Origin of the sequence: Streptosporangium sp. NPDC001559, assembly GCF_042893955.1 — a bacterium.
Classification (GTDB): Bacteria; Actinomycetota; Actinomycetes; order Streptosporangiales; family Streptosporangiaceae; genus Streptosporangium.
On the sequence record NZ_JBIAVG010000011.1, the window covers coordinates 51980 to 75977 of the forward strand.

At 69.3% G+C, this 23998-nt stretch carries 20 protein-coding genes and 1 pseudogene; 8 read left to right on the forward strand and 13 right to left on the reverse strand.

Annotation, left to right across the window (positions count from 1 at the left end):
• Nucleotides 1-53: 53 nt before the first annotated feature.
• Complete coding sequence (locus ACFYY8_RS24120; protein WP_390044475.1) at nt 54-1049, reverse strand: RDD family protein; 996 nt, start codon at nt 1047-1049, stop codon at nt 54-56.
• Nucleotides 1050-1192: 143 nt separating this feature from the next.
• Between ACFYY8_RS24120 and ACFYY8_RS24125 the strand changes: the two genes are divergently transcribed.
• The gene (locus ACFYY8_RS24125; protein WP_390044477.1) at nt 1193-1693 is read left to right on the forward strand and encodes a hypothetical protein; all 501 of its coding nucleotides are present in this window, start codon (nt 1193-1195) and stop codon (nt 1691-1693) included.
• A 3-nt stretch (nt 1694-1696) separates the two neighbouring features.
• Here the strand turns inward: ACFYY8_RS24125 and narI are convergent, their stop codons facing one another.
• The 7 genes from narI to ACFYY8_RS24160 form a co-directional block, all read right to left on the reverse strand.
• Nucleotides 1697-2425, reverse strand: a complete 729-nt coding sequence (gene narI / locus ACFYY8_RS24130) for a respiratory nitrate reductase subunit gamma (RefSeq protein WP_390044479.1) — start codon at nt 2423-2425, stop codon at nt 1697-1699.
• A complete protein-coding gene (gene narJ, locus ACFYY8_RS24135; RefSeq protein WP_390044481.1) occupies nt 2422-3501 on the reverse strand; it encodes a nitrate reductase molybdenum cofactor assembly chaperone in 1080 nt (359 codons plus the stop codon). Before narJ ends, narI begins: the two co-directional genes overlap by 4 nt.
• Nucleotides 3498-5255, reverse strand: coding sequence for a nitrate reductase subunit beta (narH, locus tag ACFYY8_RS24140; protein WP_390044483.1), 1758 nt, complete (start codon nt 5253-5255; stop codon nt 3498-3500). The genes narJ and narH overlap by 4 nt, the downstream gene beginning before the upstream one ends.
• Nucleotides 5255-8947 (reverse strand): nitrate reductase subunit alpha, encoded by a 3693-nt coding sequence (locus ACFYY8_RS24145; protein WP_390044485.1) that lies wholly within the window; start codon nt 8945-8947, stop codon nt 5255-5257. The genes narH and ACFYY8_RS24145 overlap by 1 nt, the downstream gene beginning before the upstream one ends.
• Nucleotides 8948-9039: 92 nt before the next feature.
• Nucleotides 9040-10275, reverse strand: coding sequence for an MFS transporter (locus ACFYY8_RS24150; RefSeq protein ID WP_390044487.1), 1236 nt, complete (start codon nt 10273-10275; stop codon nt 9040-9042).
• 187 nt (nt 10276-10462) lie between these two features.
• The gene (locus ACFYY8_RS24155; protein ID WP_390044489.1) at nt 10463-13564 is read right to left on the reverse strand and encodes a S8 family serine peptidase; all 3102 of its coding nucleotides are present in this window, start codon (nt 13562-13564) and stop codon (nt 10463-10465) included.
• Between the two features lie 309 nt (nt 13565-13873).
• Nucleotides 13874-14419, reverse strand: coding sequence for a TetR/AcrR family transcriptional regulator C-terminal domain-containing protein (locus ACFYY8_RS24160; RefSeq protein WP_390044491.1), 546 nt, complete (start codon nt 14417-14419; stop codon nt 13874-13876).
• A 107-nt stretch (nt 14420-14526) separates the two neighbouring features.
• On the opposite strand from ACFYY8_RS24160, the gene ACFYY8_RS24165 reads away from it, so the two are divergent.
• Complete coding sequence (locus tag ACFYY8_RS24165) at nt 14527-15660, forward strand: FAD-dependent oxidoreductase (protein ID WP_390044493.1); 1134 nt, start codon at nt 14527-14529, stop codon at nt 15658-15660.
• A 68-nt stretch (nt 15661-15728) separates the two neighbouring features.
• On the opposite strand, the gene ACFYY8_RS24170 is transcribed toward ACFYY8_RS24165, so the two are convergent.
• Nucleotides 15729-16379 (reverse strand): ester cyclase, encoded by a 651-nt coding sequence (locus ACFYY8_RS24170; protein WP_390044495.1) that lies wholly within the window; start codon nt 16377-16379, stop codon nt 15729-15731.
• A 548-nt stretch (nt 16380-16927) separates the two neighbouring features.
• Here ACFYY8_RS24170 and ACFYY8_RS24175 point away from each other — a divergent pair.
• Nucleotides 16928-17416, forward strand: a complete 489-nt coding sequence (locus ACFYY8_RS24175; RefSeq protein ID WP_386191359.1) for a hypothetical protein — start codon at nt 16928-16930, stop codon at nt 17414-17416.
• Nucleotides 17417-17554: 138 nt separating this feature from the next.
• Here the strand turns inward: ACFYY8_RS24175 and ACFYY8_RS24180 are convergent, their stop codons facing one another.
• Nucleotides 17555-17926 (reverse strand): hypothetical protein, encoded by a 372-nt coding sequence (locus tag ACFYY8_RS24180; RefSeq protein ID WP_390044497.1) that lies wholly within the window; start codon nt 17924-17926, stop codon nt 17555-17557.
• A 183-nt stretch (nt 17927-18109) separates the two neighbouring features.
• Nucleotides 18110-18919 (reverse strand): alpha/beta fold hydrolase, encoded by an 810-nt coding sequence (locus tag ACFYY8_RS24185; protein WP_390044499.1) that lies wholly within the window; start codon nt 18917-18919, stop codon nt 18110-18112.
• A gap of 95 nt (nt 18920-19014) precedes the next feature.
• On the opposite strand from ACFYY8_RS24185, the gene ACFYY8_RS24190 reads away from it, so the two are divergent.
• The 3 genes from ACFYY8_RS24190 (at nt 19015) to ACFYY8_RS24200 (ending at nt 21012) form a co-directional block, all read left to right on the forward strand.
• The gene (locus tag ACFYY8_RS24190) at nt 19015-19632 is read left to right on the forward strand and encodes a TetR/AcrR family transcriptional regulator (RefSeq protein ID WP_390044501.1); all 618 of its coding nucleotides are present in this window, start codon (nt 19015-19017) and stop codon (nt 19630-19632) included.
• 154 nt (nt 19633-19786) lie between these two features.
• Nucleotides 19787-20413, forward strand: coding sequence for a ClpP family protease (locus ACFYY8_RS24195; protein WP_390044504.1), 627 nt, complete (start codon nt 19787-19789; stop codon nt 20411-20413).
• Nucleotides 20410-21012 (forward strand): ClpP family protease, encoded by a 603-nt coding sequence (locus ACFYY8_RS24200; RefSeq protein WP_390044506.1) that lies wholly within the window; start codon nt 20410-20412, stop codon nt 21010-21012. Before ACFYY8_RS24195 ends, ACFYY8_RS24200 begins: the two co-directional genes overlap by 4 nt.
• Before the next feature lie 9 nt (nt 21013-21021).
• On the opposite strand, the gene ACFYY8_RS24205 is transcribed toward ACFYY8_RS24200, so the two are convergent.
• Nucleotides 21022-21378, reverse strand: coding sequence for a helix-turn-helix transcriptional regulator (locus tag ACFYY8_RS24205; protein WP_352012792.1), 357 nt, complete (start codon nt 21376-21378; stop codon nt 21022-21024).
• Between the two features lie 286 nt (nt 21379-21664).
• Nucleotides 21665-22483, reverse strand: a complete 819-nt coding sequence (locus ACFYY8_RS24210) for a nuclear transport factor 2 family protein (protein WP_390044508.1) — start codon at nt 22481-22483, stop codon at nt 21665-21667.
• 65 nt (nt 22484-22548) lie between these two features.
• On the opposite strand from ACFYY8_RS24210, the gene ACFYY8_RS24215 reads away from it, so the two are divergent.
• Nucleotides 22549-23529 (forward strand): helix-turn-helix transcriptional regulator, encoded by a 981-nt coding sequence (locus ACFYY8_RS24215; RefSeq protein WP_390044510.1) that lies wholly within the window; start codon nt 22549-22551, stop codon nt 23527-23529.
• 323 nt (nt 23530-23852) lie between these two features.
• Nucleotides 23853-23972: pseudogene (locus tag ACFYY8_RS24220) on the forward strand (FmdB family zinc ribbon protein); the annotation flags it as partial.
• Nucleotides 23973-23998 lie beyond the last annotated feature (26 nt).

Here is a 23998-nt window from a genome sequence, read left to right on the forward strand (position 1 = left end):
GACCTGCGACGTTCACGACATTCGACCGCCGGCCCCGCCGCGTACGCCAGGTTTCAAACACCACCACCGGCCCCTGGGGCGGCTACTCCCGGAATCGACCGGTCACGTATCACCGTGAAGCCCAGCAACCGATCGCGAAGGACCCGGCCCTCCGCGTCGAAGAGCGTCCACAGCCCGTCCACCAGAAGTAACCACAGCCCGGCACCGGGGACGAGGGCGAGCAGCGGAAAGGCCAGCGCGCGAAGCGCCGCCCTCCCGGCTGATGATCGTGTGCCCGCCGCGACGACACGGATCCCCAGCAGCCACTTACCGGGTGTCCGCCCCCACAGGACGTGCTGGACCCAGAAGTAGAGGAACAGCCCGGCGGGGACGGCCGGTGCCGTCGGGTACACCTCGACCCGCTTCAGGAAGCCGACTCCCATCCCGGACGTCGGGCCCACGCCGATCACCAGTCCCACGACGACGCTGAGGACCGTGCAGATGACGAGATAGTCGACCAGGACCGCGGCCGGTCGTCGCCACGCCATCCCCGCCGATGAGCCGTCCGGATGACGCTCCCATGAGGAGGCGAACACCAGCGCCGCCGCCATCAGAAGGCATAGCTGGGTGATCCCCCACCCGTTGGCCATCGCCGCCAACCGCTCGACGCTGAGAAGCGGGATCTCCTCTCGGCAGATCTCGCTGTAGCCGTACAGCGATGTGAGAGGTCCGACGGCCGCGCCCATGACGAGGAGCCAGGCCACACGTCGGCCGGTCGCTCCGGGATCCCCACGGTTCAGACAGGACAGAAGGCCGAGAAGAACCACCAGCGCCGCGACCGCCCACTCCGTGGCGAACCCCCCGATCGCTTCAAGATCATGGCTCAGCGGGGCGAGCGGGGACAGCGTCGTTCCACTGCCGAACCGGCACACGACCCCGTAAAACGTGTCGGGCTCTCCCGAAGTCCGTACGAACTCCTCATAACCAAGGCGTTCGCGCCACAATTCCCACGTCGGGAAGGCCGCGACGACCGCGGCCGTCACCCACGCCGCCAGCGTCGACCGGGACATCCGCGGCAAGGTGGTCCTTTCGTCTTGGGAGACGACACCCTACCGACAGACCTGGACGCCACGGATTTCGTGGAAATGTCTCACTACGCTGTCATCGCCCCTGGAATTCACGGCGAGGTGTTTCCACAGGAAGGCAGAACTCCATGGCGGTTCTTCTCGTGAGTGCTCTAGACAGCCTGAGGGTGTATCTGGACTCCACCTTTCTCATCACCGAGGTGGAGGACGGCATCCCCACGGGCAGTCCCTCGCCCGGTGACGGCATGAGGATGACGCTCCCCAGGATCGGGGCAGGTCCCAACGGGGTCAGAATCGCCAGTGTGATCTCTTCTGAGGGGCCGGACCAGCGAGGTGGTCCGATCCATGTCCGCTACGAACTCTGGGACGCCGAGCCCGGCCTGATCCCCTCCTGGGAGCGCATGTGGGAAGGGCGGCTCCACCTGCGCTCCGGTCGGATCGGCATCGTCGAGGAGATAGGAGAGGAAGGAGAGGAGATAGGCGACTACCTGGAGTTCGACACCGGCAGGCGGGACAGCACCTGGTCGGCCCGGGTGTTGACCAGATATCTGTCCAACACCGATGAACCCGACTTCCCGGCCACTATCGTCGATGTCGACCTCTACCGGATGCAGCTCTGGCCGGTATAGCGGTTACCTGCCGGTCGCCTCGCGTACGGCGGCCGGGCTGGGTTGGGCGGGTGGGACGGGGCCCTGGCGGGTGCGGTAGACGACGTAGGGGCGCCACAGGTAGGCCAGGGGGGCCGACCAGACGTGGACGAGCCGGGTGAACGGCCACAGCGCCAGGAGCAGGAAGCCGCCGACGGCGTGCAGCTGGTAGACCAGCGGGGCGCCGGTCATCAGGTCACCGCGCGGGGAGAACAGGAACACGCCGCGGAACCAGACCGCGACCGTCTCCCGGTAGTCGTATCCCGGGCCGAACAGGTTCACGACGACCGTGGCGGCCATCCCGAGCCCGATCATGACCGCCAGGGCCGCGTAGAGCACCCTGTCCATGGGGGTCGTCTTCCGCCTGACCCGGCGGTTGACCACGCGACGGGCGACGAGCAGGACGAACCCGGCGACGAGCATGACGCCGGTCACCGTACCGGCCCAGACCGCGACCAGGTGGTAGAGGTGCTCGGGGACACCCAGCCACGCGGTCACCGAGGCCGGGACCAGCAGCCCCATCGCGTGCCCGCCGATGGCCCCGAACGCGCCCAGGTGGAACAGCGGCGACCCCAGGCGCAGGATCCGGTTCTCCAGCAGCTGGCTGGTGTGCGTGGTCCAGCCGAACTGGTCGTGGCGCCACCGCCATATGTGGCCGCCGACGAACACCACGAGGCAGAGGTACGGCAGGGCGATCCAGATGACGGTGTTCATCGCAGGTCCTCCGAGGAGGGGGTGGGGTACGGTGCCAGGCCGATACCGCCGAGCTCGTCACCGTGGAGGTCGAGGTCCGGGCCCTCCGGACCCGGGAGGCCTGGGCTGAAGGGGTCCGAGCCCAGGAGATCCGGCCCCAGAGAGCCCAGGCCGGGAGAACCCGGACCGCAGAGGTTCAGGCCAGAGGGGTCCAGGCCAGGAGAGCCCGGTCCGCAGGGGTTCGAGCCGGGGGTGTCCAGGCCGACGGACTCGACGGGTGGGCCGTCCAGGGCCAGCTCCGCGATGGCCGCCCGGTCGGCGTCGGTCAGTTCGGGCAGGACGGCGGTGATCGCGTCGAGCAGCAGGCCGTACGGCGTGCCGAGGTCGGCCAGGGCGGCGCGGAGCAGTTCGACGCCGCGCCGGTGCTGGCGCAGCGGCGCCTCCCCCTCGCCGGGACCGACCACGGCGGCGAACTCAAGGACGACCGGCAGCAGGTCGGGCAGCTCACCGGCGGCCAGCCGCAGGCCGTGGGCACGGTAACGCCGCTTGAGGACGAGCAGCGCCATGCCCCGCTTACGGGTGTCGCCGTGCAGGTAGTACGTCAGGTAGAGGCCGGACTTACGGCGCAGGTCGAAGGTCCGCACGTAGTGCCGCTGCGCGTCGATCGGCGCCGTGCCGGTCAGCCAGGTGAGGAACCCCTCGACCTGCCCGCGCAGCCACGGGTGCCCGATTCCGGCGGCGGCACCGCGCAGCTCGTCGGCGGCGCCGAGCAGTTCCGCGTCCGGATAGGTGAGCAACACCGAGGCGAGTTGGAACAGCCGGATCCGGTCGGCCGGGGCCACGGAGGTCCCATCGATCACGGAGGTCCCATCGGCCACCACCGCCGGGGTCGTACCCGTGGCGGCCGGGACTCCATCGATCACCGCCATCGGGGACGCGTCCATGGCGGCCGGGGCCGTATCGATCACGGGCATGGGGGCCGCATCGGTGACGGCCGTCAAAATCACGTCGATCACGGGCACCGGGATCCTGGTGGTCGCGGTCACCGGGGTCACCGGGGTCACCGTGAAGGCCGTGTTGGTCGGGGGTGTGGTCATGACCGGTCCCGCAGGGGGTCGATGGTCAGGCCCGTCCGGCCGTCGGGGCGTCGCGTCGTGAGCCCCTGTCTGCCGACGTGCACGTCCTCGGCACCGCCCTCGACGAGGTGGAAGCGCTCGGTCACGGCCCTGACCCGCTCGGCATCACCCGCGCCAGGACCACCCGCACCGGAACCACCTGCACCGAACCCGCCCGCCCCGGAACCGTCCGCACCGAACCCGCCCACGCCGGAACCGTCCGCACCGGACCCGGCCGCGCCGGAACCGCCCATGCCCGGGCCGCCCTCGCAGTCCAGGGAGCAGCCGCCTGACGCGACGGCCTGGGCCTCAAGGGCGGCGGCGTCCCCGCTGTAGGCGGTCGGGATGACGTACCGCTCGTCGTACTTGGCGATCGCGAGCAGCCGGTACATCGACTCGACCTGTTCGGCCGTCATCCCGATGCCGTCGAGCAGTTCCCCGGCGACCGTGCCGTCCAGAGTCCTGGCCCGCATGTAGGAACGCATCGCGGCCAGCTTCATCAGGACCCCGGCGGCGGCGTCGGCGTCGCCCGCGGTGAACAGCTCGGCGAGATACTCGACCGGGATGCGCAGGTCCCTGATGGTGTGGAAGACGTCGTCCGCGTCGGTGTCGTCACGGCCCGCCGCGCCGGTCGCGTCGAGCACCGGGGAGAGCGGCGGGACGTACCAGACCATCGGCAGCGTCCGGTACTCCGGGTGCAACGGCAACGCGATCCGGTACTCGCTGATCAGCCGCCACACCGGCGACAGCCTCGCGGCCTCGACCCACTCCTCGGGCATCCCGGCGTCGCGGGCCGCCCGCCGTACCGCCGGATCGTGGGGGTCGAGGAAGACGTCACGCTGGGCGTCGAGCAGGTCGTGCTCGTCCGGCACCGACGCGGCGGCGAGGACGGCGTCCTCGTCGTAGAGGACGATGCCGAGATAGCGGAGCCGTCCCACACAGGTCTCCGAGCAGATGGTCGGCTGGCCCGCCTCGATCCTCGGGAAGCAGAAGGTGCACTTCTCGGCCTTGCCGGTGGCGTGGTTGACGTACACCTTCTTGTACGGGCACGCCGAGACGCACATCCGCCAGCCCCGGCACCTGTCCTGGTCGACGAGGACGATGCCGTCCTCCTCCCGCTTGTACATCGCGCCCGACGGGCAGGCCGAAACGCAGGCCGGGTTGAGGCAGTGCTCGCAGATCCGGGGGAGGTGGAACATGAAGGTCTTCTCGAACTCGAACCTGACCTTCGCCGCGGCCTCGGCGGGCATCCGGGTGATGTTCGGGTCCCGGTCCGCCCGTTCGTGCGCCCCGCCGAGGCCGTCCTCCCAGTTCGCCCCCCACTCCACGGCCATCGGCTCACCCGTCAGCGCGGAGTACGGCCTCTTGACCGGGGTGTCCTTCAGCCCGGCGGGCGCGCCGACCAGGATGTCCTTGTCGAACGTCGCGGGCTCGTAGTAGTCGTCGATCGACGGCAGGTCCGGGTTGGCGAAGACGCGGCTCAGCCGCTTCATCCGGCCGCCGGAGCGCAGGACCAGCCTGCCCTTGCGGTCGAGCCGCCACCCGCCGTGCCAGCGGTCCTGGTCCTCGTAGTGCTTGGGGTAGCCGATGCCGGGCTTGGTCTCGACGTTGTTGAACCAGACGTACTCGGTGCCCTCGCGGTTGGTCCAGGTCTGCTTGCACGTCACCGAGCAGGTGTGACAGCCGATGCACTTGTCGAGGTTCATCACCATCGCGACCTGCGCACGGATTCTCATCAGTACTCCACCTCCTGCGAACGACGGCGGATCACCGTGATCTCGTCGCGCTGGCTGCCGATCGGGCCGTAGTAGTTGAAGGCGTAGGTGAGCTGGGCGTGCCCGCCCGCGAGGTGGGTCGGCTTGACCAGCAGCCGGGTCATCGAGTTGTGGTAACCGCCGCGGCGGCCGTTCCCTTCGGCCTTGGGCACGTTCACCGTCCGCTCCGGCGAGTGGTACTGGAAGACCGTGCCCTCGGGCATCCGGTGGCTGACCACGGCGCGGGCGACGACGACGCCGTTGCGGTTGTGCGCCTCGATCCACTCGTTGTCCCTGACGCCGATCTTCGCGGCGTCCTCGACGCTCATCCAGATGACCGGTCCGCCCCGGGACAGCGCGAGCATCAGCTCGTTGTCGTGGTACATCGAGTGGATCGACCACTTGGCGTGCGGGGTGAGGAACCGTACCGTCACGCCGCCGTCGACGACCTCGCCGGGCCTGCCGAAGTGGCGCGCCATGTTCAGCGGCGGCCGGAAGGCGGGCAGCTGTTCGCCCAGTTCGGCGACCCAGTCGTGCTCGACGAAGAAGTGCTGCCTGCCGGTGAGGGTGTGCCACGGCTTGGACCGTTCGACGTTGAGGGTGAACGGCGAGTAGCGGCGGCCGCCCTTCTCCGAGCCGGACCACTCCGGGCTGGTGAACACCGGCTGCGGCGCGGCCTGGGTGTCCGGGTAGGTGATGTGGTCGTCCTCGTGGCCTTCGATCAGGTCGGCGAACGGCTGCCCGGTGCGCGCCTCCAGGGCGGCGAACCCGGCGGCGGCCACCCGACCGTTGGTGGTCCCCGACAGCGCCAGGATCGCCTCGCACATCCGGTCGGCGGTCGCCAGCGACGGGCGCCCGGCGAACGGGCCCTCGGTGACGACGCCGTTCCGTTCGGCGAGGTAGGCGATCTCCGGGGTGACGTCCACGGTGATGGCCTTGGTGGTCGTGCCGAGGGTGTCGAGCAGCGGGCCGACCGCCCGCATCTTGGCGCCGATCAGCGTGTAGTCGCGTTCGATCTCCACGAGCTTCGGCATGGTCACGCCGGGGACGGGCTCGCACTCCCCCGCCTTCCAGTCCCTGGCCCGGCCGCCGGGGGTGGCGAGTTCGTCGGGGGTGTCGTGCTGCAACGGCACCGCCAGGACGTCACGCCGTACGCCGAGGTGGACGGCGGCGAGTTCACTGACCCGGTCGGCGAGGGCGAGGAAGGTGTCGTAGTCGGTGTGCGCGTCCGAGGGCGGTTCGACGGCCGGGCTGAACGCGTGCACGAACGGGTGCATGTCCGTGGTCGAGATGTCGTGCTTCTCGTACCAGGTGGCGGCGGGCAGGACCAGGTCGGCGTGCAGCCCGGTGTTGGTCATCCGGAAGTCGATCGCGGTGAGCAGGTCCAGCTTCCCGGTCGGCGCCTCCGCACGCCAGGCCACGTCGCGGGGCCGTTCGCCGGGTTCGCACTCCTCCGCCTGGGCGAGGGAGTCGACGCCGAGCAGGTGCCGCATGAAGTACTCGTTGCCCTTGCCCGAGGAGCCGAGCAGGTTGGCCCGCCACAGGGTGAGGCAGCGGGGGAAGTTCGCCGGGTCGTCCGGGTCGTCGGCGACCGCCCCGAGCCGCCCGGCCTTCAGTTCTTCCACGATGTGCTCCTGGACCGTACGGCCCGCCGCCGCGGCCTCGTCGGTGAGGTCGAGGGGGTTGCGGTCGAAGGCCGGGTGGCCGGGGCTCCACCCCATCCGCTGGGCCGCGGCGACGGTGTCCGCGAACGTCATGCCGGCGAACCGGCCGGTGCCCAGCGGCGAGGCCAGCTCGTCGGCGGGCACCCGCTCGTAGCGCCACTGGTCGGTGTGCAGATACCAGTACGGCGTGGCGGCCTGGTGCCGCATCGGGCGCTGCCAGTCGAAGGCGAAGGACATGTGCTGCTGGCCGGTCAGCGGCCTGGCCTTCTCCTGGCCGACGTAGTGCGCCCAGCCGCCGCCGTTGACACCCTGGCAGCCGGTCAGCAGGACGAGCGAGATGAACGCCCGGTAGGTCATGTCGGAGTGGAACCACTGGTTGGCCCCGGCGCCCAGGACGATCAGGGAACGGCCCCGGCTGCGTTCGGCGTTGCGCGCGAACTCCCGGGCGATCCGGGCGGCGAGGGCCGCGGGAACCCCGGTGACGCGTTCCTGCCAGGCCGGGGTGTTGGGCTCCTCCGCGTCGTCGTAGCCGCTCGGCCAGCTCCCCGGCAGGTCGCCGCGGCGCACGCCGTACTGGGCCATGAGCAGGTCGAACACGGTCGTCACGAGGTGGCCGCCGATCCGGATGACCGGCACTCCCCTGCGCGTCGTGGCGCCGCCCTCGGTCTCCCCGACGTCGAACCTGGCCAGCTCGACCTCGACGGCCTCGTCGGTCGTTCCGAGCAGGCCCAGCGCCGGTACGGCCTCGCCGAGGTCGAGGTTCCACCGGCCCGCGTCCCGCTCGCCGTACCGGAACCCGAGTGAGCCGTTCGGTACGACCGGCTCGCCCGTGCGCTCGTCGAGGAACACCGTCCGGTGCGCGGCGCCCTGGCCCTCCTCGCCGAGGTCCTTCGCGGTCAGGAAGCGGTCGGAGGTCCAGGCGCCGTTCTCCCTTCTTCTGAGCGTGACGAGGAACGGCAGGTCGGTGTAGCGGCGGACGTAGTCGGTGAAGTACGGCACCTGGCGGTCGCGGAAGAACTCGGTGAGGACGACGTGACCCATGGCCATCGCCAGGGCGCCGTCGGTGCCGGGGTGCGGCGCGAGCCAGTCGTCGGCGAACTTGACGTTGTCGGCGTAGTCGGGGCTCACGGCCACGACCTTGGTGCCCCGGTAGCGGGCCTCGGCCAGGAAGTGCGCGTCCGGGGTCCTGGTCACCGGGATGTTGGAGCCCCACATCATCAGGTAGGTGGAGTTCCACCAGTCTCCGGCCTCAGGCACGTCGGTCTGGTCGCCCCAGATCTGCGGGGAGGCGACGGGCAGGTCGGCGTACCAGTCGTAGAAGCTCAGCAGCGTGCCGCCGAGCAGCGCGTGGTACCGGGTGCCCGCGGCGAACGACGCCATCGACATCGCCGGGATCGGCGAGAACCCCACGACGCGGTCCGGGCCGTACTTCTTCGTCGTGTGGACGTGGGCGGCGGCCATCATGGTGATCGCCTCCTCCCACGAGGCCCGCACGAAGCCGCCCCGGCCCCGCAGGCTCTTGTAGGCCTGCGCCTTCACGGGGTTCTCGACGATGTCGGCCCAGGCGAGCACCGGGTCGCCGAGGCGCTCCAGCGACTCGCGGAACATCTCGGCCAGCGCCCCGCGCACGTACGGATGCCGTACCCGGGACGGCGAGTACTCGTACCAGGAGAAGGACGCCCCGCGCGGGCAGCCACGAGGTTCGTAGTCCGGCGCGTCGGGACCCGTCGTCGGATAGTCCGTCGCCTGGTGTTCCCAGGTGATGAGGTCGTCCTTCACGAACACGTTCCACGAGCACGAGCCGGTGCAGTTGACGCCGTGCGTCGAGCGGACCACCCGGTCGTAGCGCCACCGGTCCCGGTAGAACGTCTCCCAGGCGTTGCGGTCGATCTGGTGCAGGGTCCGTCCCCCGTCGCCGACCGTCTCCTTCGTCAGGAAGCGACGTACGGCCAACAGCGGCGCCACACCGGGCACCGAGTCCGTCGCGGGGGTCTGGGGGTGTGGTGACACGGTGCTGCACTCCTTCGATCGCGGGACGCGTACTCAGGCTCCCGTGGCACCGGGTCGCACGTCAGGTGCCGACGGTCCCGATCAGCCGGGTCCTAAGTCCCGGACGCCTCCGACCCTTCGACCAGGCGCGGACGCACGGCGCGGCGGGCCGTCCTGGCGACGGCGGTGGTGTCCAGCAGCAGAGCGGCCAGCGCGACCAGGGCCAGCAGCCCCAGGCCGAGGGCGTAGCTGCCGTACCAGCCATAGATGACGCCCATCAGCAGCGGCGGCACGAACCCGCCCAGACCGCCCGCGGCGCCCACGATCCCGGTGACCGAGCCGACCTTGTTCGCCGGGGCGAGCAGCGCCACCAGGGCGAACGTCGCGCCGCTGCCCGCGCCGAGGGCCGCGGCCATGGACAGGAACGCGACCGTCCCGAGGGGTGCCAGGCCGGGGGTGAACGCCTGGACCGTGGCACCGGCCACGACGACGACCAGCGTCCAGGCGAGCACCCTGGTCGGCGCGAACCGGTCCGACAGCCACCCGCCGACCGGACGCATCAGCACCGCAAGCAGCACGAACCCGGCCATCCGGTTGGCGGCGTCGGCCTGGTCCAGCGCGTACGCGGTCTTGAGGTAGGCCGGCAGATAGACCGAGAACGCCACGTACCCCCCGAAGGCCACCGCGTAGAGCGCCGAGGCCTGCCAGGTCACCCGCAGCCGGAGCGTGTCCCCCAGCCGCCGCGCCATCGACTCGACCGGCACCGTACGGCCCGGCGCGTCCCGCAGCAGCAGCGCCGCGACCGCCGCGTACCCGCAGAGCACGACGGCGGTGACCGCGAACGGGGTCGCGCCGCCGCCGACGTCGACCAGCTTGACCGTGGTCAGCGCGCTGATCGCGGTGCCGCCCATGCCCGCGCCGAACACACCGACGGCCAGGCCGCGCCGCGCGGGCGGGAACCAGGCGTTGACGAACGGCACACCGATCGCGAAGGTCGTGCCGCCGACGCCGAGGAAGAAGCCTCCGACCAGCAGCCCTGCCAGGGACGTCTGCCCGGCAAGCCCCAGATAGAGCACCGGGACGACGGTCGCCAGCGACACCAGCGGGAACATGACGCGCCCGCCGTACCGGTCGGTCAGCGCGCCGACCGGGACGCGGCCGAGGGAGCCGACGACCACCGGCACCGCCACCACCAGCGCCTGCTGGAACGGGCTCAGGTGCAGGGCCTCCTTGAACCTCGGCGCCAACGGGCTGAGCAGCGCCCACGCCCAGAAGTTGATCGCGAAACCGGCCGTGGCCAGGGTCAGCATCAGCGCCGGACGCCTGTCCGGCGCGTCTCCCGCACTCATGGTTTCCTCCACTGTGTGTCGCCGTGCCGCCCAGGACACGGTGGTCGACACACAGCGTTTCCGGCCGGTACCTCCCCGGGACAGGGACCTTGGACCTCTCCCCGCAGGCCCTGCGTCACCCGCCTCCAGGCCGTGGGACGAGCGATGCCCGCGCCGCCGGGTGGGCGGCGCGGGCATCATCCATGGATCAACCGGTCAGGCCGTAGGCCCGCAGCACGGTCTGGGTGAGGGTGTCGCCGTTGCCGTCGACGGCCGTCACCCGCAGGGACACGAAGTCACCGGAGGACGGGTTGTCCACCTGGGCCACCGCGCCGTTGCCGTTGAACGTGGACTGCGCCTGCTGCCAGGTGGCGCCGTCGTCGAAGGAGGCCTCGACCTTGAGCGAGGTCAGGTTCGGGACGGGGTGGCCGGCGGCCCGGACGAAGGTCATCGGGATGTGGGTGCGCCGCCCGTGCCCGGCCCGGTTGAGGTCGTCCAGCGGCACCGGGGTCATCCGTACCCCGAGCAGCGGCAGCGGCTGCTCGTCGGCGGTGTGACCCGAGTGGAAGGTCCAGGTCGCCTCGACCGAGGTGGACAGGGACGCGTAGGTCACGTTCCTGGTCGTCCTCTCGGTCAGGGTGTAGACCCCGGTCGCGGCGGGGAGGTCCGCGGTCAGGCGGCAGTCGAAGCCGGGGTCGCACTCCATCCGCTCGATCACGGTGCCGTCCTTGCTCAGGGTGGCCGTTCCGGTGACCTCGTCGTCGGCCCCGCCACGGCCCGGCCCGCCCTCGGCGTGCGTCATCCCGAGTTCGTAACTCAACCGGTCACCGGTCCGGTCGGACTTGTTCCCGGTCACGTCCGGGCCGAAGACGGCGCTGTTCCACACCTCCTCGTAGGATCCGGGCGGCAGCAGGACGCCGGGCTGGCGATACTCGACCGAGTTCAGCTCGCCGTACTGCAGCCGGGAGTCCCAGACCAGGTTCGGCGTGCGGTAGGAGGTCAGTGTGCCGGGCATCGCGACCGGGCTGCCGGGCAGGTCGAAATCGGGACTCCCGGCCGACGCCGTCCCCTCGGTCTGCGTCCCTGCCGCGCGGTAGGTGCCGACGACCCTGGCCAGCGACCCGGTCACGACCCGGTGGGCCGGGTCTGCGGGCAGCCCGCCCTCCCGCCGGTCGACCAGGTCGTACCGGTACGGGCTGAAGCGCGCCCCCTCCTTCACCAGGTTGTCCGCAGCCTGGTAGACGAGGCCCGGCACGGTGGCCGGGATCACGTACGCCCCCTGGGTGGCGGTCTCCACCAGGTGGAACTCGTTCTCGCCCTGCCGGTGGCTGATCTTGAGCCTGACGTACGGAACCATCACGGCGGTCGGATCGTCCGCCGAGAACGTCACCTCCTTGGCCTGCCGTCCGTCCAGGGTGACCGTCTGGTCGTGGTCCACCGTCAGGGCCGTGGCGAAGACGGTGGTTCCTCCCTCGACGTCCCTCATCCGGCCTCCCACGTACCACTGGCCCGCGGTGAGCCGGGCCCTGCCCTGCCCGTCGACCAGCGGCACGAACAGCTGCCGCCCCTTGAGGTCGTACACCGTCACGTCGGCGTCCAGCGGAGTGGGACCCACGCGGTTGATCAGGTTGATGGTGACGTCGTGCGCCTCCGGCTCCACGTACGCCCCGGCCAGGGTGCGCACCCGCGCCCCACCGGCGGCGGTGGCCACCAGCGCGCCCGGGTAGGCGCCCGCCGGGACACCCGCCGAGGACGCGGTCAGGGTCACCGACGCCTCACCTCCGGCGGGCACCGTCAGTGTGCTCGCCGAAAGGCCGAGCAGCCCGGTGGGCAGGGTGCCGCCCGCCTTGGCCGGTTCCAGCGCCAGGTTCAGGGTGACCGGCTGGTCTCCCGCGTTGGCGTAGGTGACGGTCCTGGTCCTGGTGGCGGTCTCCCCGTTCGGGGACGGCAGCACCAGCCACACGTTGCCCGGCGCCGCGCTCACCCGCTGGCTGGTCGCCAGGTCCACGTTCACCAGCCCGGTGCCCTGGTCGTAGGCGGAAAGGGCCGGGTTCCGGGTGGCGCTGCCGATCAGCGCGCCCTTGATCCGCTCCCCGTTCCAGTCCGGATGCTCCTGGGCCAGGAGCGCCGCGGCCCCCGCCACGTGCGGCGCCGACATGGAGGTGCCGGTCTTGGCGGTGTAGAACCCCGTTCCCGAGGTGAGCTGACTCCGGGCGGCCGTGATGTCGGCGCCCGGCGCGGTGATGTCAGGCTTGACCGCCAGGTCGCCCACCCTCGGTCCGCGGCTGGACCTGGGGGTGATCGCGCCGGACTTGTCCACCATGCCCACGGTCAGGGCGGCGTCCGCCGTTCCCGGGGTGCCGAGGGTGCTCTCCCCCGGCCCGCTGTTCCCCGCGGAGTTGACGAACAGGGCACCGGTGTCGGCGCTGAGCGTGTTCAGCGCCTCCTCCATCGGGTCGTCCCCGTAGTCGTCCGGGCCGCTCAGGCTCATGTTGATCACTTTGGCCCCGACCTCGGTCGCGGCCCACTCCATGGCCGCCAGCACGGCCGACTCGTCGATGCTCTGCCTGTCCTTGTTCACGACCTTGCCCACGGCGACGCGGACGTCCGGGGCCACGCCCCGGTACCTGCCGCCGGAGGCCGCGCCGGACCCGGCGATGATCGACGTCACGTGGGTGCCGTGCCCGGTCCTGTCCTCGGGGTCGGGGTCGTTGCCGAAGTTCCTGGTCTGGGTCACCACGTCCTTCAGGTCGGGGTGGCCGGAGTCGTAGCCGCTGTCCAGCACGGCCACCTTCACCCCCTTGCCGGTCAGCCCGCGCTGCCAGGCCGCGGGCGCGCCGATCTGCGGCACGCTCTGGTCCAGGTCCAGGGACAACCTGCCGTCCAGCCACAGCTTGGAGACCCCCTCGCCGAGGGCACGCGCCTCGGCGCCCCGGCTCAGCTCCCCCCAGGCCTGTACGGCTTTCGCCTTGGTCACCTTCATGGCGGCCAGCTTCAGTTCCCGGCTCCGCCAGCCCGTCTTCGCCGAGGTCAGGGAGGGGGTCGTCTTCCCGCCTGAACGCACCAGCACTGGCACGTCCTGGCGGTGCGCGTCGTCGTAGTTCCAGGCGGCCAGCTGGGTGACGTCGAACAGCCGCTCGTCCACCAGCCCCCGTTCGACCAGCGGGTGGGCGTCCGAGGGGAACACGAACAGGTGGCCCCGGTGCCGCTGACCGACGAACGCCACCTTCTCCCGGCCCTTGCCCGGCCGTACCCGGTATCCGGACGGGGTGAGGGTCACCCGGTCGCCGGTGATCAGAGTGATCGTCACCGGTTCCGTGGTTTTTCCTGTGGCTTTTCCTGCGGGGGATTCCTTGGACGGACCCGGGGTGGCCTGGGTGGGTGGGGCCACCACCGTCAATCCCAGCGTCGCCGCCAGCACGACGACACCGGTCAACGCCTTTCTTCGCATTGACATTCCTCTTCCAGAATTCCAGAAAGGACGGGAATCTCCTGGCCGCACGCGAAAAGCACGGCGGCTCAGGGCCGTACGCCGACAAGCGTTCCGCGCGGACGCACCGCGCCCCATCCCGCCTGGTGGAAGATCCAGGTACAGGCAGCACTACTCATTCACGGCGGGTCATTTCTCCAGAAGGCTCACCCGGATGCCGTTGATGAGAATGTCCAGCTCACTGAGGAAGGTCTCGTCGCGCCGGTCACGGGGCCATATCTTGGCCTGCCGGGCCTGCTCCTCAAGCGTGAAACCGTTCGTGAAACTCGTCAGCAGGTCCGCGCCGAGCTCCGCGTCCCGCTCCGGGACGCCCGCCGTGCGCAGTGAGTCGACCAGTGCCTGGAAGTAGGCCACGGCCGAGGCCGGCAGCACGCTGAAGGAGGCCACCAGCCGGGCTCCGTCCCGGTGCGCCAGCATGGTCGAGCGAGCCCGTACGGCCAGCTCCCGCAGCCGGCCCGCCCAGTCCTGCTCCGGGAGGGGCTCGGCGAGAATCTCGTCGACGATCCGTTCGACCAGGGCGTCCAGCAGGGCGGTCTTGCTCGGGTAGTGCCAGTACAGGGCGCCCACCCGGACACCGAGCCGGTCCGCCAGCCTGCGGGTGGTCAGCTCGTCGAGACCCACCTCGTCGAGCAGTTCCATCGCGCCACGGAGCACATCGGCCTGCCGGAGCGGCATCCGCTTCCCCCTTCTCCTCGTCCTCCACGGAGAGCTTGCCACTTGAACACCGACCAAGTAACTTGAACATCGCTCAATTGAGCGGTGTTCAAGTCAAGGGAGTCACCATGCGGGTTCTGGTGATCGGGGCGGGCATCGGCGGATTGTGCCTGGCGCAGGGGCTGGTCCAGGCCGGGATCGACGTGCGGATCTACGAGCGGGAGACGGGCGCCCACAGCCGCTACCAGGGTTTCCGGATCGGCATCGGCGGGGCGGGGCTCGCCGCGCTACGCGAATGCCTGCCGCGACGGCTGCACGGCCTGCTGGAGGCCACCACAGGAGAGCTGTCCGGGGAACGGCCGGTCGTCGACCAGCACCTCAACGTGATCGACCGACTCGGCCCGATCAATGACGGCATGGCCACCGACCGGCACGTGCTGCGGCACCTGCTACTGGCCGGCCTCTCCGACCGGATCGAGTACGGCAGGCGGCTGGTCGAGTACGCCGAGCTGCCCGACGGCACCGTGCGGGCCGTCTTCGCCGACGGCGGCACGGCCACCGGTGACCTCCTGGTCGGCGCCGACGGAGTCGGCTCTCCGGTCCGCCGCCAGTTGTTGCCCGACGCCTCGGTCGTCACGCTGGGCGGCAACGGCCTGCTCGGACGCACTCCGCTCACCGAGCGCCTCGCCGGCCTGGTGCCGGGTTTCGGCACCGTGGTGCGCGGCCCGGACATGAGCATGCTGCTCGGCAAGATGGAGTTCCGCCGCCCGCCGCACCTGGCCGCCGCCGAACTCGCCCCCGACGTCGAACTGCCCGCCACCGAGAGCTACCTGCGCTGGGCCGTGTTCCTGCCCGAGCGTGTCGAGCGGCTGCCCGGCGGCTGGGCCGCGACCCGCGATCTGCTGCTGGCCCTGATCGATGGCTGGCACCCGGACCTGGTCGAGCTGGTCGAGCGGTCCGACGTGGTGAACAGCTCGCCGCTGAAGGTCAGCTACGCGCGGCCGGTGCCGCACTGGGGAACCCGCCGGGTGACCCTGCTGGGCGACGCCGTCCACGTCATGCCGCCGAGCGGCGGCCAGGGCGCGAACACCGCCTTCCGCGACGCGGCCCTGCTCCGCCGCCGCCTCACCGAGGTCCACCGGGGCGAGAGCGACCTGCTGGCCGCCGTGGAACTCTACGAACGCGAAATGCTCGACTACGGCTTCGCGGCGGTCGCCCGAAGTCTGGAGGCGCTGCCGAACTTCACCGTGGTCGACCGCTGACACGACCGGACCGGTCTCACCGAGGGCGGGCGGCCGACCTCACCGGGGGAGGCATCGACACGGCGGGCTCATGACTCCCTGTGCGCCACCGGGCAGCCGCCGGTCAGCCTGCCGAGGAAGTCGTTGGGGTCGTAGTAGTGCTCGACCTCCACAAGCTTGAGGTCGTCGGACACCTTGGCGATGCTGACGCCGTACATCTCGATCGTCTGCCCGGTGGGCTGGAAACCGTGGTACTCACCCTCGAAGACGCCCCAGTGGCGCCATTTGACGGTGACGGTCGGGGGCGGGCTGAGAACTTCGAGCACCTCCCAGAAGAATCCGCCGGGAAACGCCCTGTGGAACACCCGGTGTGAGGAGTCGAAGGTCTCCTGCCCGGTCGGGTAGAAGACGCTCTCGCCGATCAGGACGTTGTAGCTGCCGATCTCCGCGATGTCCGCCGCGGTGGCCCACGGGCCGCCGTTGACGTTGGTCCGGAAACGGTCGGCGACCATCGACACCCAGGTCGCCGGGTCCTTCTTGTGCGAGACCTCCATCTCGAAGACCTGCACGATCCCCTCGACCACGGCCTCCAGCGAACCGGGTTCGAAGTGGTGCGTCCGCTGCCGTGGCATGACTTCGTGCGAGAGGTCGTAGTCGGGCAGGCCGTCCCGCCACTCACTCGGATCCGTGGCCGCGACCACGGCCGAACGCCCCTGAAGCCATAGCGGAGTTTCAGCCAAGACAATCACCCCATTTAGGACGACTACCACGAAAGAGCCGAAGCCCACAGATCCTCACGGACGCCTCCCACCCCGTCAAGGACCCCCATAGGGGCGGCATCGGCTTCCGTTTCCGGGGCGACCCACGGAGCCCGTCACTCCGCGGGGGATCGGATCGATCGCGGAAAGCCCCGGCCCGCACCGGAGGGCGTCATCGGCCGCGGCGGGACCGAAATGCTTGTTCGTGTCGCCCGGGAACCACCTTTCAGAACCCAGGGAAATCACGAACTGAAATTAACGCTCACACACTCCGTAATAATCGCCGGCGACCGGAGGTCGCAAATCCGCGAGAACGGCTGTGGTGAGCTGCAATTCTTACCGACGGTGCCCGCACGGAAACCCCTGCCACCTGCGGCGACGAGCGGAACACGATATGAATTGTGATCCACATCACACCGCATTCGACGACGGGAGGGATATGTTTAAGAAGTGCGAAGGCGGGATTTGAATTTCAACCCGCCTTTATCGCCTACCACCGGAGGTTGCACGTGTTAAAGTCACGACGAATTATGCTGGCTTCCATTGTCGGCGCCGCTGCCGCCGCGACGGCACTGCTCTCGCCTCACACCGCCATGGCCGCGGACTCCACTCCGATTCCGGCGTCGGCCGACGTCTCGGCCCTCAGTCCACAGCAACTCGAACTCCTCAAATCCGACGCCCCGCACACGATCTCGGTGGACCCGCGAACCGGCAAGGTGCTGTCGGTGACCGAGGGAGCCATCTCCACCCCCGCGATCAGCCAGCACAACATCTGCAACTCGGGTGACTTCTGCTACGCGTCCGGCCAGGTCCCGTACGCGCACCAGGGGTTCTACGGCAGTGCGGGCACGAAGACCGGAAGCTGGCCCTCCCGGTCCTACTTCGACACCGGCAACTACAGGGGCCGGGCCTGCTGGACCTATCAGGGATCGTCACCCTGCAGCGGCCCGTGGGGTCCCAACAGCTACGTCAACTTCAACGGTTCGCTCGTCACCGGCACCAGCGTCACGCTCTACTGAGCCACCGGTGAGGACATGACCGAGCGACATCGTCGCTCACGTTGAACGATCGAGAGCGGGGAGGCCGAGCCTTCCCGCTCTGCGTATGGAGAACGTCGACTCACGGACCGTCGAAACCGGAGACGAGATTCACCGGGATTACTTCCCGTTCGTGGACAGCGATAGCACCTGACCGGTAAGCGGATCCACGTTCACCGTCTTCCCGCCGAGCGTCGACGACTTCCCCTCCGACACCTCCAGTACCCGGCCGGTGCTGGGGTCCACGGTTATCGTCACCGCTTTGTCCGACTGCGGAAGTCTCTTCTCCCGAGGCGTGATCGTCGCGGTGTCCGCAGGTGACGGGCCGGCCGCACTGACAATGGACGTCGAGGTCAGAGCCATGGCGACCGCACCGGCGCCGACCGCCGCCACGAGGATGAGACGTCGTACATTAGGCACGTTGACCTCCGAGGATCGAGAGAGCTTACGGGACAGACGTACGGCAGGCGCATCCACCAACCGCTTGACCACAGCCCTCACTTCTCAAAAGCGAGAACCCCCACAAACCTATCGCCGAGCGGCGATCCTCAGGACCTTTACCTTTGGTTTCAACCGAGATCGGCGACCACCAAACACTCCGGTCCTGAGCCGAACACCCCGGAAGCCGTAACGGAGTTTCCGCAAAGGCAATCATCGCCACTCCGAAATTCCGGGTCACACGGTCACGCAGCCCTCCAGAACGGCGGCGAACTCATCGGGGTGGGACCAGTAACCCAGATGGTCCCCCGGAAAGTCGACGACCCGCCGATTCCATCGGGCCGCGAGCACGACGGCCGGCCGGTAGGGAAAGTGGGCACGGGAGTCCCGGCCACCCGCCAGGACGACGCGATCACGCCACGCGTCAAGCGCGGCGAAGTCCGGACGGTGGCCGGGAGCGTTGGGCACTTCCTGGGTCAGGATGGTGTGCGTGTTCCCGGACATGCGGGCGAGCAACTCCGGATCGGGATCGGCCGGTCGCCGAGCCTCGGCGACCCCGATGCCCGCCAGGAATCGACGCATCGCCACTTCCTGTCCCTCGCTCCGGTAGGTCGCGCCGACCTCATCGAAGAAGGCGCGCCAGCGCGAGGCGTCCGGCAGAACCTCGAAGATGGGCGGTTCGTGAGCCACGAGCCTGCTGACCAGCCGGGGATGCCGACCGATGAGGTCGAGCCCGATGACGGCTCCCGCGCTTGTGGCGAAAACACGGACCGGTCCCTCGGAGACGGCACCGATCAGGCGGCGCGCGTCTTCGACGTGCGTCTCGATCCACCCTGCGGGCTCCTCCTGGGCGAAGCTCCGGGAGAAGCCTCGCCGGTCGTAGCTGACGACCGTATGACGATCGGCCAGCCGATCGGCCATGGCGTCGAAGAACCCGGCGTCGCCGTTGCTCCCAGGGATCAACAGGAGCACCGGCCCCGAACCGCGGACCTCGTAGTGGATGCGGGCTCCGCCCACATCCAGGACATGGTTCTCACGCACAGCCATCACGCCTCACCTTCGCACGCGGCGGATAAGATGCGGATCGCATCTAAAGTAGACCGTTCCCAATAAGATGCGCAACGCATCTAAAGGAGTGCACGATGGGCCGACGGCGAGGGGAACGGCTGGAGCAGGCCATCCTCGACGCCACCTGGGATCTGCTGACCCAGGTGGGCTACGCCAAGCTGACCATGGAGGCCGTGGCCGCCAGAGCGGGTACCAGCCGACCGGTGATCCACCGCCGCTGGCCCACCCGCGCACAACTCGCGCTCGCGGCCCTCGACCACGCGGCGCCCTCGGACACCGAGCCACCGGACACCGGCGAGCTGCGGACCGACCTGCTCGCCATGATGCGGCAGATCGCCCACCGATTCGGCTCCGTGCACGGCGAGGTCCTCGCCGGGATGACGGCCGAGACGGCCCGCGACCCGGAGGCCGCCCACGCCCTACGCGCCCGGCTGGCCGTCACAACCCGGGGACGACAGGTCGCGACCATGGTCCGGCGAGCCGTCGAGCGGAACGAGATCCTCCCCGTCCTCCTGCCTTCGCGCGTGACCACCCTCCCGCTCGACCTGATCCGCAACGAGATCGTGCTGTACGGCCGGCCACCGGGCGAGGACGCGATCACCGAGATCGTCGACTTCGTCCTCCTGCCCGCGATACTCCACGCCCCGGCCCCCGACACCGGGGCCGGGCGACCGGTCGCGGAGAGGCCTTGATCCTCCGGGTGTCCCGGTCTCCGAGGGGCCGAATCCAAGGAGAGCGCGCTCGATCCCAGAACCGGGCCGGAAACCGAACCCACGCTGCTCAGAGCAGATCTGCCCCAGGCGGATCGTGTCGACCCCGGTCCGAATCGCCTCACATCATGGACGCATGAGCGAAAAATCGAATCCTCCGCTTTTCGACACGCGGGTGAGGCGCGAACTCTACGAACAGCGTGTCCTCGTTCTCGACGGCCCTCTCGACGACGACAACGGGACCCTGCTGGCCACGCAACTGATAGCGCTCGCCACACAGGACGCGTCAACGGACATCGCGCTCTGGATTCACTCCCCGGGCGGTTCCGTTCCCTCAATGCTCGCCATTCGCGACGTCATTCGACTCATTCCCTGTGATGTGTCGACCCTCGTCCTGGGCATCGCCTACAGCGCCGGGCAGTTCCTGCTTTCTTCGGGGGCCAGGGGAAAGCGCCGCGCCCTGCCGCACTCACGCGTCCTGATGCACCAGGGCTCGGCGGGAATCGGTGGCACCGCGGTCGACATCGAACTCCAGGCCGGTGACCTGCGGCACACTCGCGACACGGTGCTCGGTCTCATCGCCGAGGACACGGGGCAGTCCGTCGAGCGCATATTCGAGGACTCTCTGCACGACCGTTGGTACACGGCGCAGGAGGCACTGGAATACGGCTTCATAGACACGATCGTGCAGGACTTCCACGACATCGCACCGCACAATCGCCCCCGAACCGGTTTCGGCATCACCGGAGGAGTCGGCCAGTGAGCACATACACGATCCCGAACGTCATCGCCCAGAACCCCCGGGGCGAGCGCATCATGGATGTCTACTCGCACCTGCTCACCGAGCGAATCGTCTATCTGGGCACCGCGATCGACGCCGGCGTCGCGAACGCGCTCATCGCGCAGCTGATTTTCCTGGAGTCGGACAACCCCGAGGCCGAAATACAGTTCTACATCAACTGTGAGGGCGGGGACCCGAGCGCGATGCTCGCGATATACGACACCATGCGCTACATCCGCCCACGGGTTTCGACGACCTGCGTCGGGCAGGCCGTGGCGGTCGGTGCCGTCCTTCTCGCCGCGGGCACCGAGGGAAAGCGCGCCGCTCTCCCGCACGCCCGGGTGATCCTGCACCAGCCCGCCGCTCAGGGGCGCGGGACGATCCCCGACCTCATCCTGCAGGCCGACGAGGTCGTCCGTGTCCGGGCGGACATCGAACGCGTACTGTCACGGCACACCGGTCAGACGATCGAGACCCTCCGCGCCGACACCGACCACGACCGCGTGTTCACCGCGGCCGCGGCCCTGGAGTACGGACTCCTCGACCAGATCATCGAGGAGCGTTCGCCCGCCCGCGGGTGATCCCGGCGGCTACGCGGCCAGGGCGTACGCCGCCGAGCAGGTGGCGCCTCTCGACACACCGCTCTGCGCGGACCGCAGGCTCTCGGAGACGGCGAGGGTCAAGTCGATCAGGGTCACATCCAGCGCCCCGGCGACCGCGGCGATCATCTCACTCGACGGCTCCTTGACGCCCCGTTCCATCTCGGAGAGATACTGCGGCGAGACCCCGGCACGACGTGCCGTCTCACTCAGCTTCTCGCCCCGCTCGTGACGAAGACCTCTGAGGCACTCACCGAGCGCGTGCCGCCACAACGGCTCGCGAACCGGAGACGGCTTGGAGTCGGTCCGAACGATCGCCGGACGCAGCGGCGGAACGGAAGAGGCCATACCTCACCTTAAGGAGACGCCACCCCCACGTTCAGCCCAATCCGCGCAGAGCAGAACCGTTCCCGTCTTCCCCGGTCCGTCTCGGTTCTTTTTCGGTCCGTCTCGATGAGCACCATCACCGCGGGCGAATACCTCGACGGCCGGATCGAGGTCCACGCCATGGAGGTTGAACCGGGAACACTTGGCCGTCCGCCTCGTCCGCTCTCCCCAACCGGGCGGCTGTCACGCCACGAGGCCGACGGCCGTTGTCCGGTCCCGGCCGGGCCCGCGACAACCACCGTCGCCGTCAGCGACGACCTTCCACGGGCCGGTCGTCGAGGGCTTCGGCCACGGTGAGACTGTCCTCGTAGACGGCGTAGCGGGTGATCAGGCCGTCCTCGACGGTGAGGTGCAGCGCGCACAGCGCCGTGTAGGACTTGCCGGTGGCCCTCACCGTCTGCCGGATGTCGCCGAGCACGACCGCGTCGGCGCCGTCCACGACGATGCGGGAAGCCGATCCGCCCGCTTTCCCGGGGACGTGGAAGGCGGCTATCTCGCGGAAGTGGTCGGCGACGTCCCCACGGGTCGAGCGAGGCCGGATCCACGGCACCGCCGGATGACCGCCGACCGGCCAGTCCAGCCGCCAGTCGACACGGTCGGCGAACAACTCGGCGATCCGGTCCGGGTCGCCCTCTCCCAGTCGGCGGAGGAAGTCCTCCACGATGGGAAGGGTGCTCGCGTCCTTCCGGTCAGCGGGAGTCTCCACGGTGAACCGGTAGTCGTACCGGATGAGCCCGTCCTCGCCAAGGATGACGAAGACGAAGCCGGTCCACGCGATGTCGCCGCCACCGGCGGGGATCATGTGCGTGGTGAACCTGACCGCGTCATGATGGCCGGTCGTGTCGTTCGCGGACCGGAAGACGAACCCCCCGTCCCGCACCAACTCGTTGTGGGCCCGGGTGATCCGGTCCTCGATGGCCTCATGACCGCGGTACCGCGCCGACTCGATGATCTCGACGCCGTCCTCGGCCCACAGCGTGGCGACGGCACCGCGGCGGACCTCCTGATCAGGCTCGTTCCATACGGCGATATAGCGATCAACGAACTGGTTGAGATCGATGTCCATGGCCGCGGACGCTAGCGCCGCTTCCCTGACACCTTCTGTCAGTGGAGTGCGGCAGGCTTCGCGTCATGCGCGCGAGCCGGTTGGTGTCGATCCTGTTGCTGCTGCAAACCCGGGAGCGGATGACGGCGCGGCAGCTGGCTGACACGCTGGAGGTGTCCGTGCGCACCGTCTACCGTGACATGGAATCCCTGAGCGCGGCGGGTGTGCCGCTGTACGGCGAGCCGGGACACGACGGCGGTTACCGGCTGCTCGGCGGTTTCCGCACCCGCCTGACCGGGCTGACCGCCGACGAGGCCGAGTCGCTTTTCCTGACCGGACTGCCCGCGGCCGCCGCCGACCTGGGTCTCGGCGCCGTCGTGACCGCCGCGGAGCTCAAGCTCATGGCCGCGCTGCCCGCCGAGCTCCGCGAGCGCGCGGAGCGGCTCACCCGGCGATTCCACCTCGACGCCCCATCGTGGTACCGCGACGCCGAGCGCGCGCCGTACCTGACCGCGATCGCGGACGCGGTGTGGAACGGCCTCGCCGTACGAATGCGCTATCTGCGCTGGGAGGAACCACACGAGACCACCCGGACGGTGAGGCCGTACGGACTGGTCCTCAAGGCGGGTCGCTGGTACCTCGTGGCCGGTGGCGCCGAACGGATCCGTACCTACCGAGTCTCGCGAATCCTGGACCTCGACGTCCTCGACGAGCGGTTCGACCGGCCCGACGGGTTCGACCTGGCCGACTACTGGCGGACCTATCTGGAGTGTTTCGACGCGCGCCGGCACCAGGGGGAGGCGACGCTCCGTCTCTCCCCCAACGCCCTCGACCGGTTGCCCCATCTGATGGAACCGGCCGTGGTCCACGCCGCACGGCGGACCTCCACGGCCCCGGATCCCGACGGCTGGACGCGGGTGACCATCCCGATCGAGTCCGTCGAACAGGCCCTCCCCGAACTCCTCAAACTCGGCGCCGACGCCGAGGTCCTCGCCCCCGTCGAACTCCGCGAACGGATCGTCCAGACCCTCGACACCCTGATCGACACCTACCGACGACCAACCTGAAATCGAACTCAGCCGCAGGCAGCCGGACCAAGCAACTCAAATGGCCGAGGGATGGGTCACGGCCACTTCAGGGGAGCCGGATCGGCAAAAAGTAACATAGTTCACTTATTCAGCACGAAAGACATATCCCCAAATTTCCGCCCATGAACTGAGCGATCTACCTTAATGCGTGAGCAAGTTGACGGAAGTGAGATGGATTACATCCAATTCACACGTTAAATTGCGGATACATCCGACTCTGAGACTGTTTCCCGAGGTTGCATCGGTAGAGAGGGATCACGACCGGGGAGGACCGGATTGAATTCGCTCGAAGGGTGCATGCTATGGCGGCATATGCATACCGGTGTCCGCATTGCTCCGAAATTGAGGCCGTTTTTCCGATCGGCACCGCACCCGCTACGGTGCCGTGCCCGGACTGCGGAACGGCCTCGGTTCGGACGTTCTCAGCGCCGATGCTGACGCGCATTCC

What these genes read in the sequence shown, in the direction of transcription:
- ACFYY8_RS24215 (WP_390044510.1), top strand. Translation starts at nt 22,549, where the DNA reads ATGCGCGCGAGCCGGTTGGTGTCGATCCTGTTGCTGCTGCAAACCCGG.
- ACFYY8_RS24150 (WP_390044487.1), bottom strand. Translation starts at nt 10,275, where the DNA reads ATGAGTGCGGGAGACGCGCCGGACAGGCGTCCGGCGCTGATGCTGACC.
- ACFYY8_RS24205 (WP_352012792.1), bottom strand. Translation starts at nt 21,378, where the DNA reads ATGGCCTCTTCCGTTCCGCCGCTGCGTCCGGCGATCGTTCGGACCGAC.
- narI (WP_390044479.1), bottom strand. Translation starts at nt 2,425, where the DNA reads ATGAACACCGTCATCTGGATCGCCCTGCCGTACCTCTGCCTCGTGGTG.
- ACFYY8_RS24190 (WP_390044501.1), top strand. Translation starts at nt 19,015, where the DNA reads ATGGGCCGACGGCGAGGGGAACGGCTGGAGCAGGCCATCCTCGACGCC.
- narH (WP_390044483.1), bottom strand. Translation starts at nt 5,255, where the DNA reads ATGAGAATCCGTGCGCAGGTCGCGATGGTGATGAACCTCGACAAGTGC.
- ACFYY8_RS24160 (WP_390044491.1), bottom strand. Translation starts at nt 14,419, where the DNA reads ATGCCGCTCCGGCAGGCCGATGTGCTCCGTGGCGCGATGGAACTGCTC.
- ACFYY8_RS24120 (WP_390044475.1), bottom strand. Translation starts at nt 1,049, where the DNA reads ATGTCCCGGTCGACGCTGGCGGCGTGGGTGACGGCCGCGGTCGTCGCG.
- ACFYY8_RS24175 (WP_386191359.1), top strand. Translation starts at nt 16,928, where the DNA reads ATGCTGGCTTCCATTGTCGGCGCCGCTGCCGCCGCGACGGCACTGCTC.
- ACFYY8_RS24195 (WP_390044504.1), top strand. Translation starts at nt 19,787, where the DNA reads ATGAGCGAAAAATCGAATCCTCCGCTTTTCGACACGCGGGTGAGGCGC.
- ACFYY8_RS24210 (WP_390044508.1), bottom strand. Translation starts at nt 22,483, where the DNA reads ATGGACATCGATCTCAACCAGTTCGTTGATCGCTATATCGCCGTATGG.
- ACFYY8_RS24125 (WP_390044477.1), top strand. Translation starts at nt 1,193, where the DNA reads ATGGCGGTTCTTCTCGTGAGTGCTCTAGACAGCCTGAGGGTGTATCTG.
- ACFYY8_RS24185 (WP_390044499.1), bottom strand. Translation starts at nt 18,919, where the DNA reads ATGGCTGTGCGTGAGAACCATGTCCTGGATGTGGGCGGAGCCCGCATC.
- ACFYY8_RS24165 (WP_390044493.1), top strand. Translation starts at nt 14,527, where the DNA reads ATGCGGGTTCTGGTGATCGGGGCGGGCATCGGCGGATTGTGCCTGGCG.
- narJ (WP_390044481.1), bottom strand. Translation starts at nt 3,501, where the DNA reads ATGACCACACCCCCGACCAACACGGCCTTCACGGTGACCCCGGTGACC.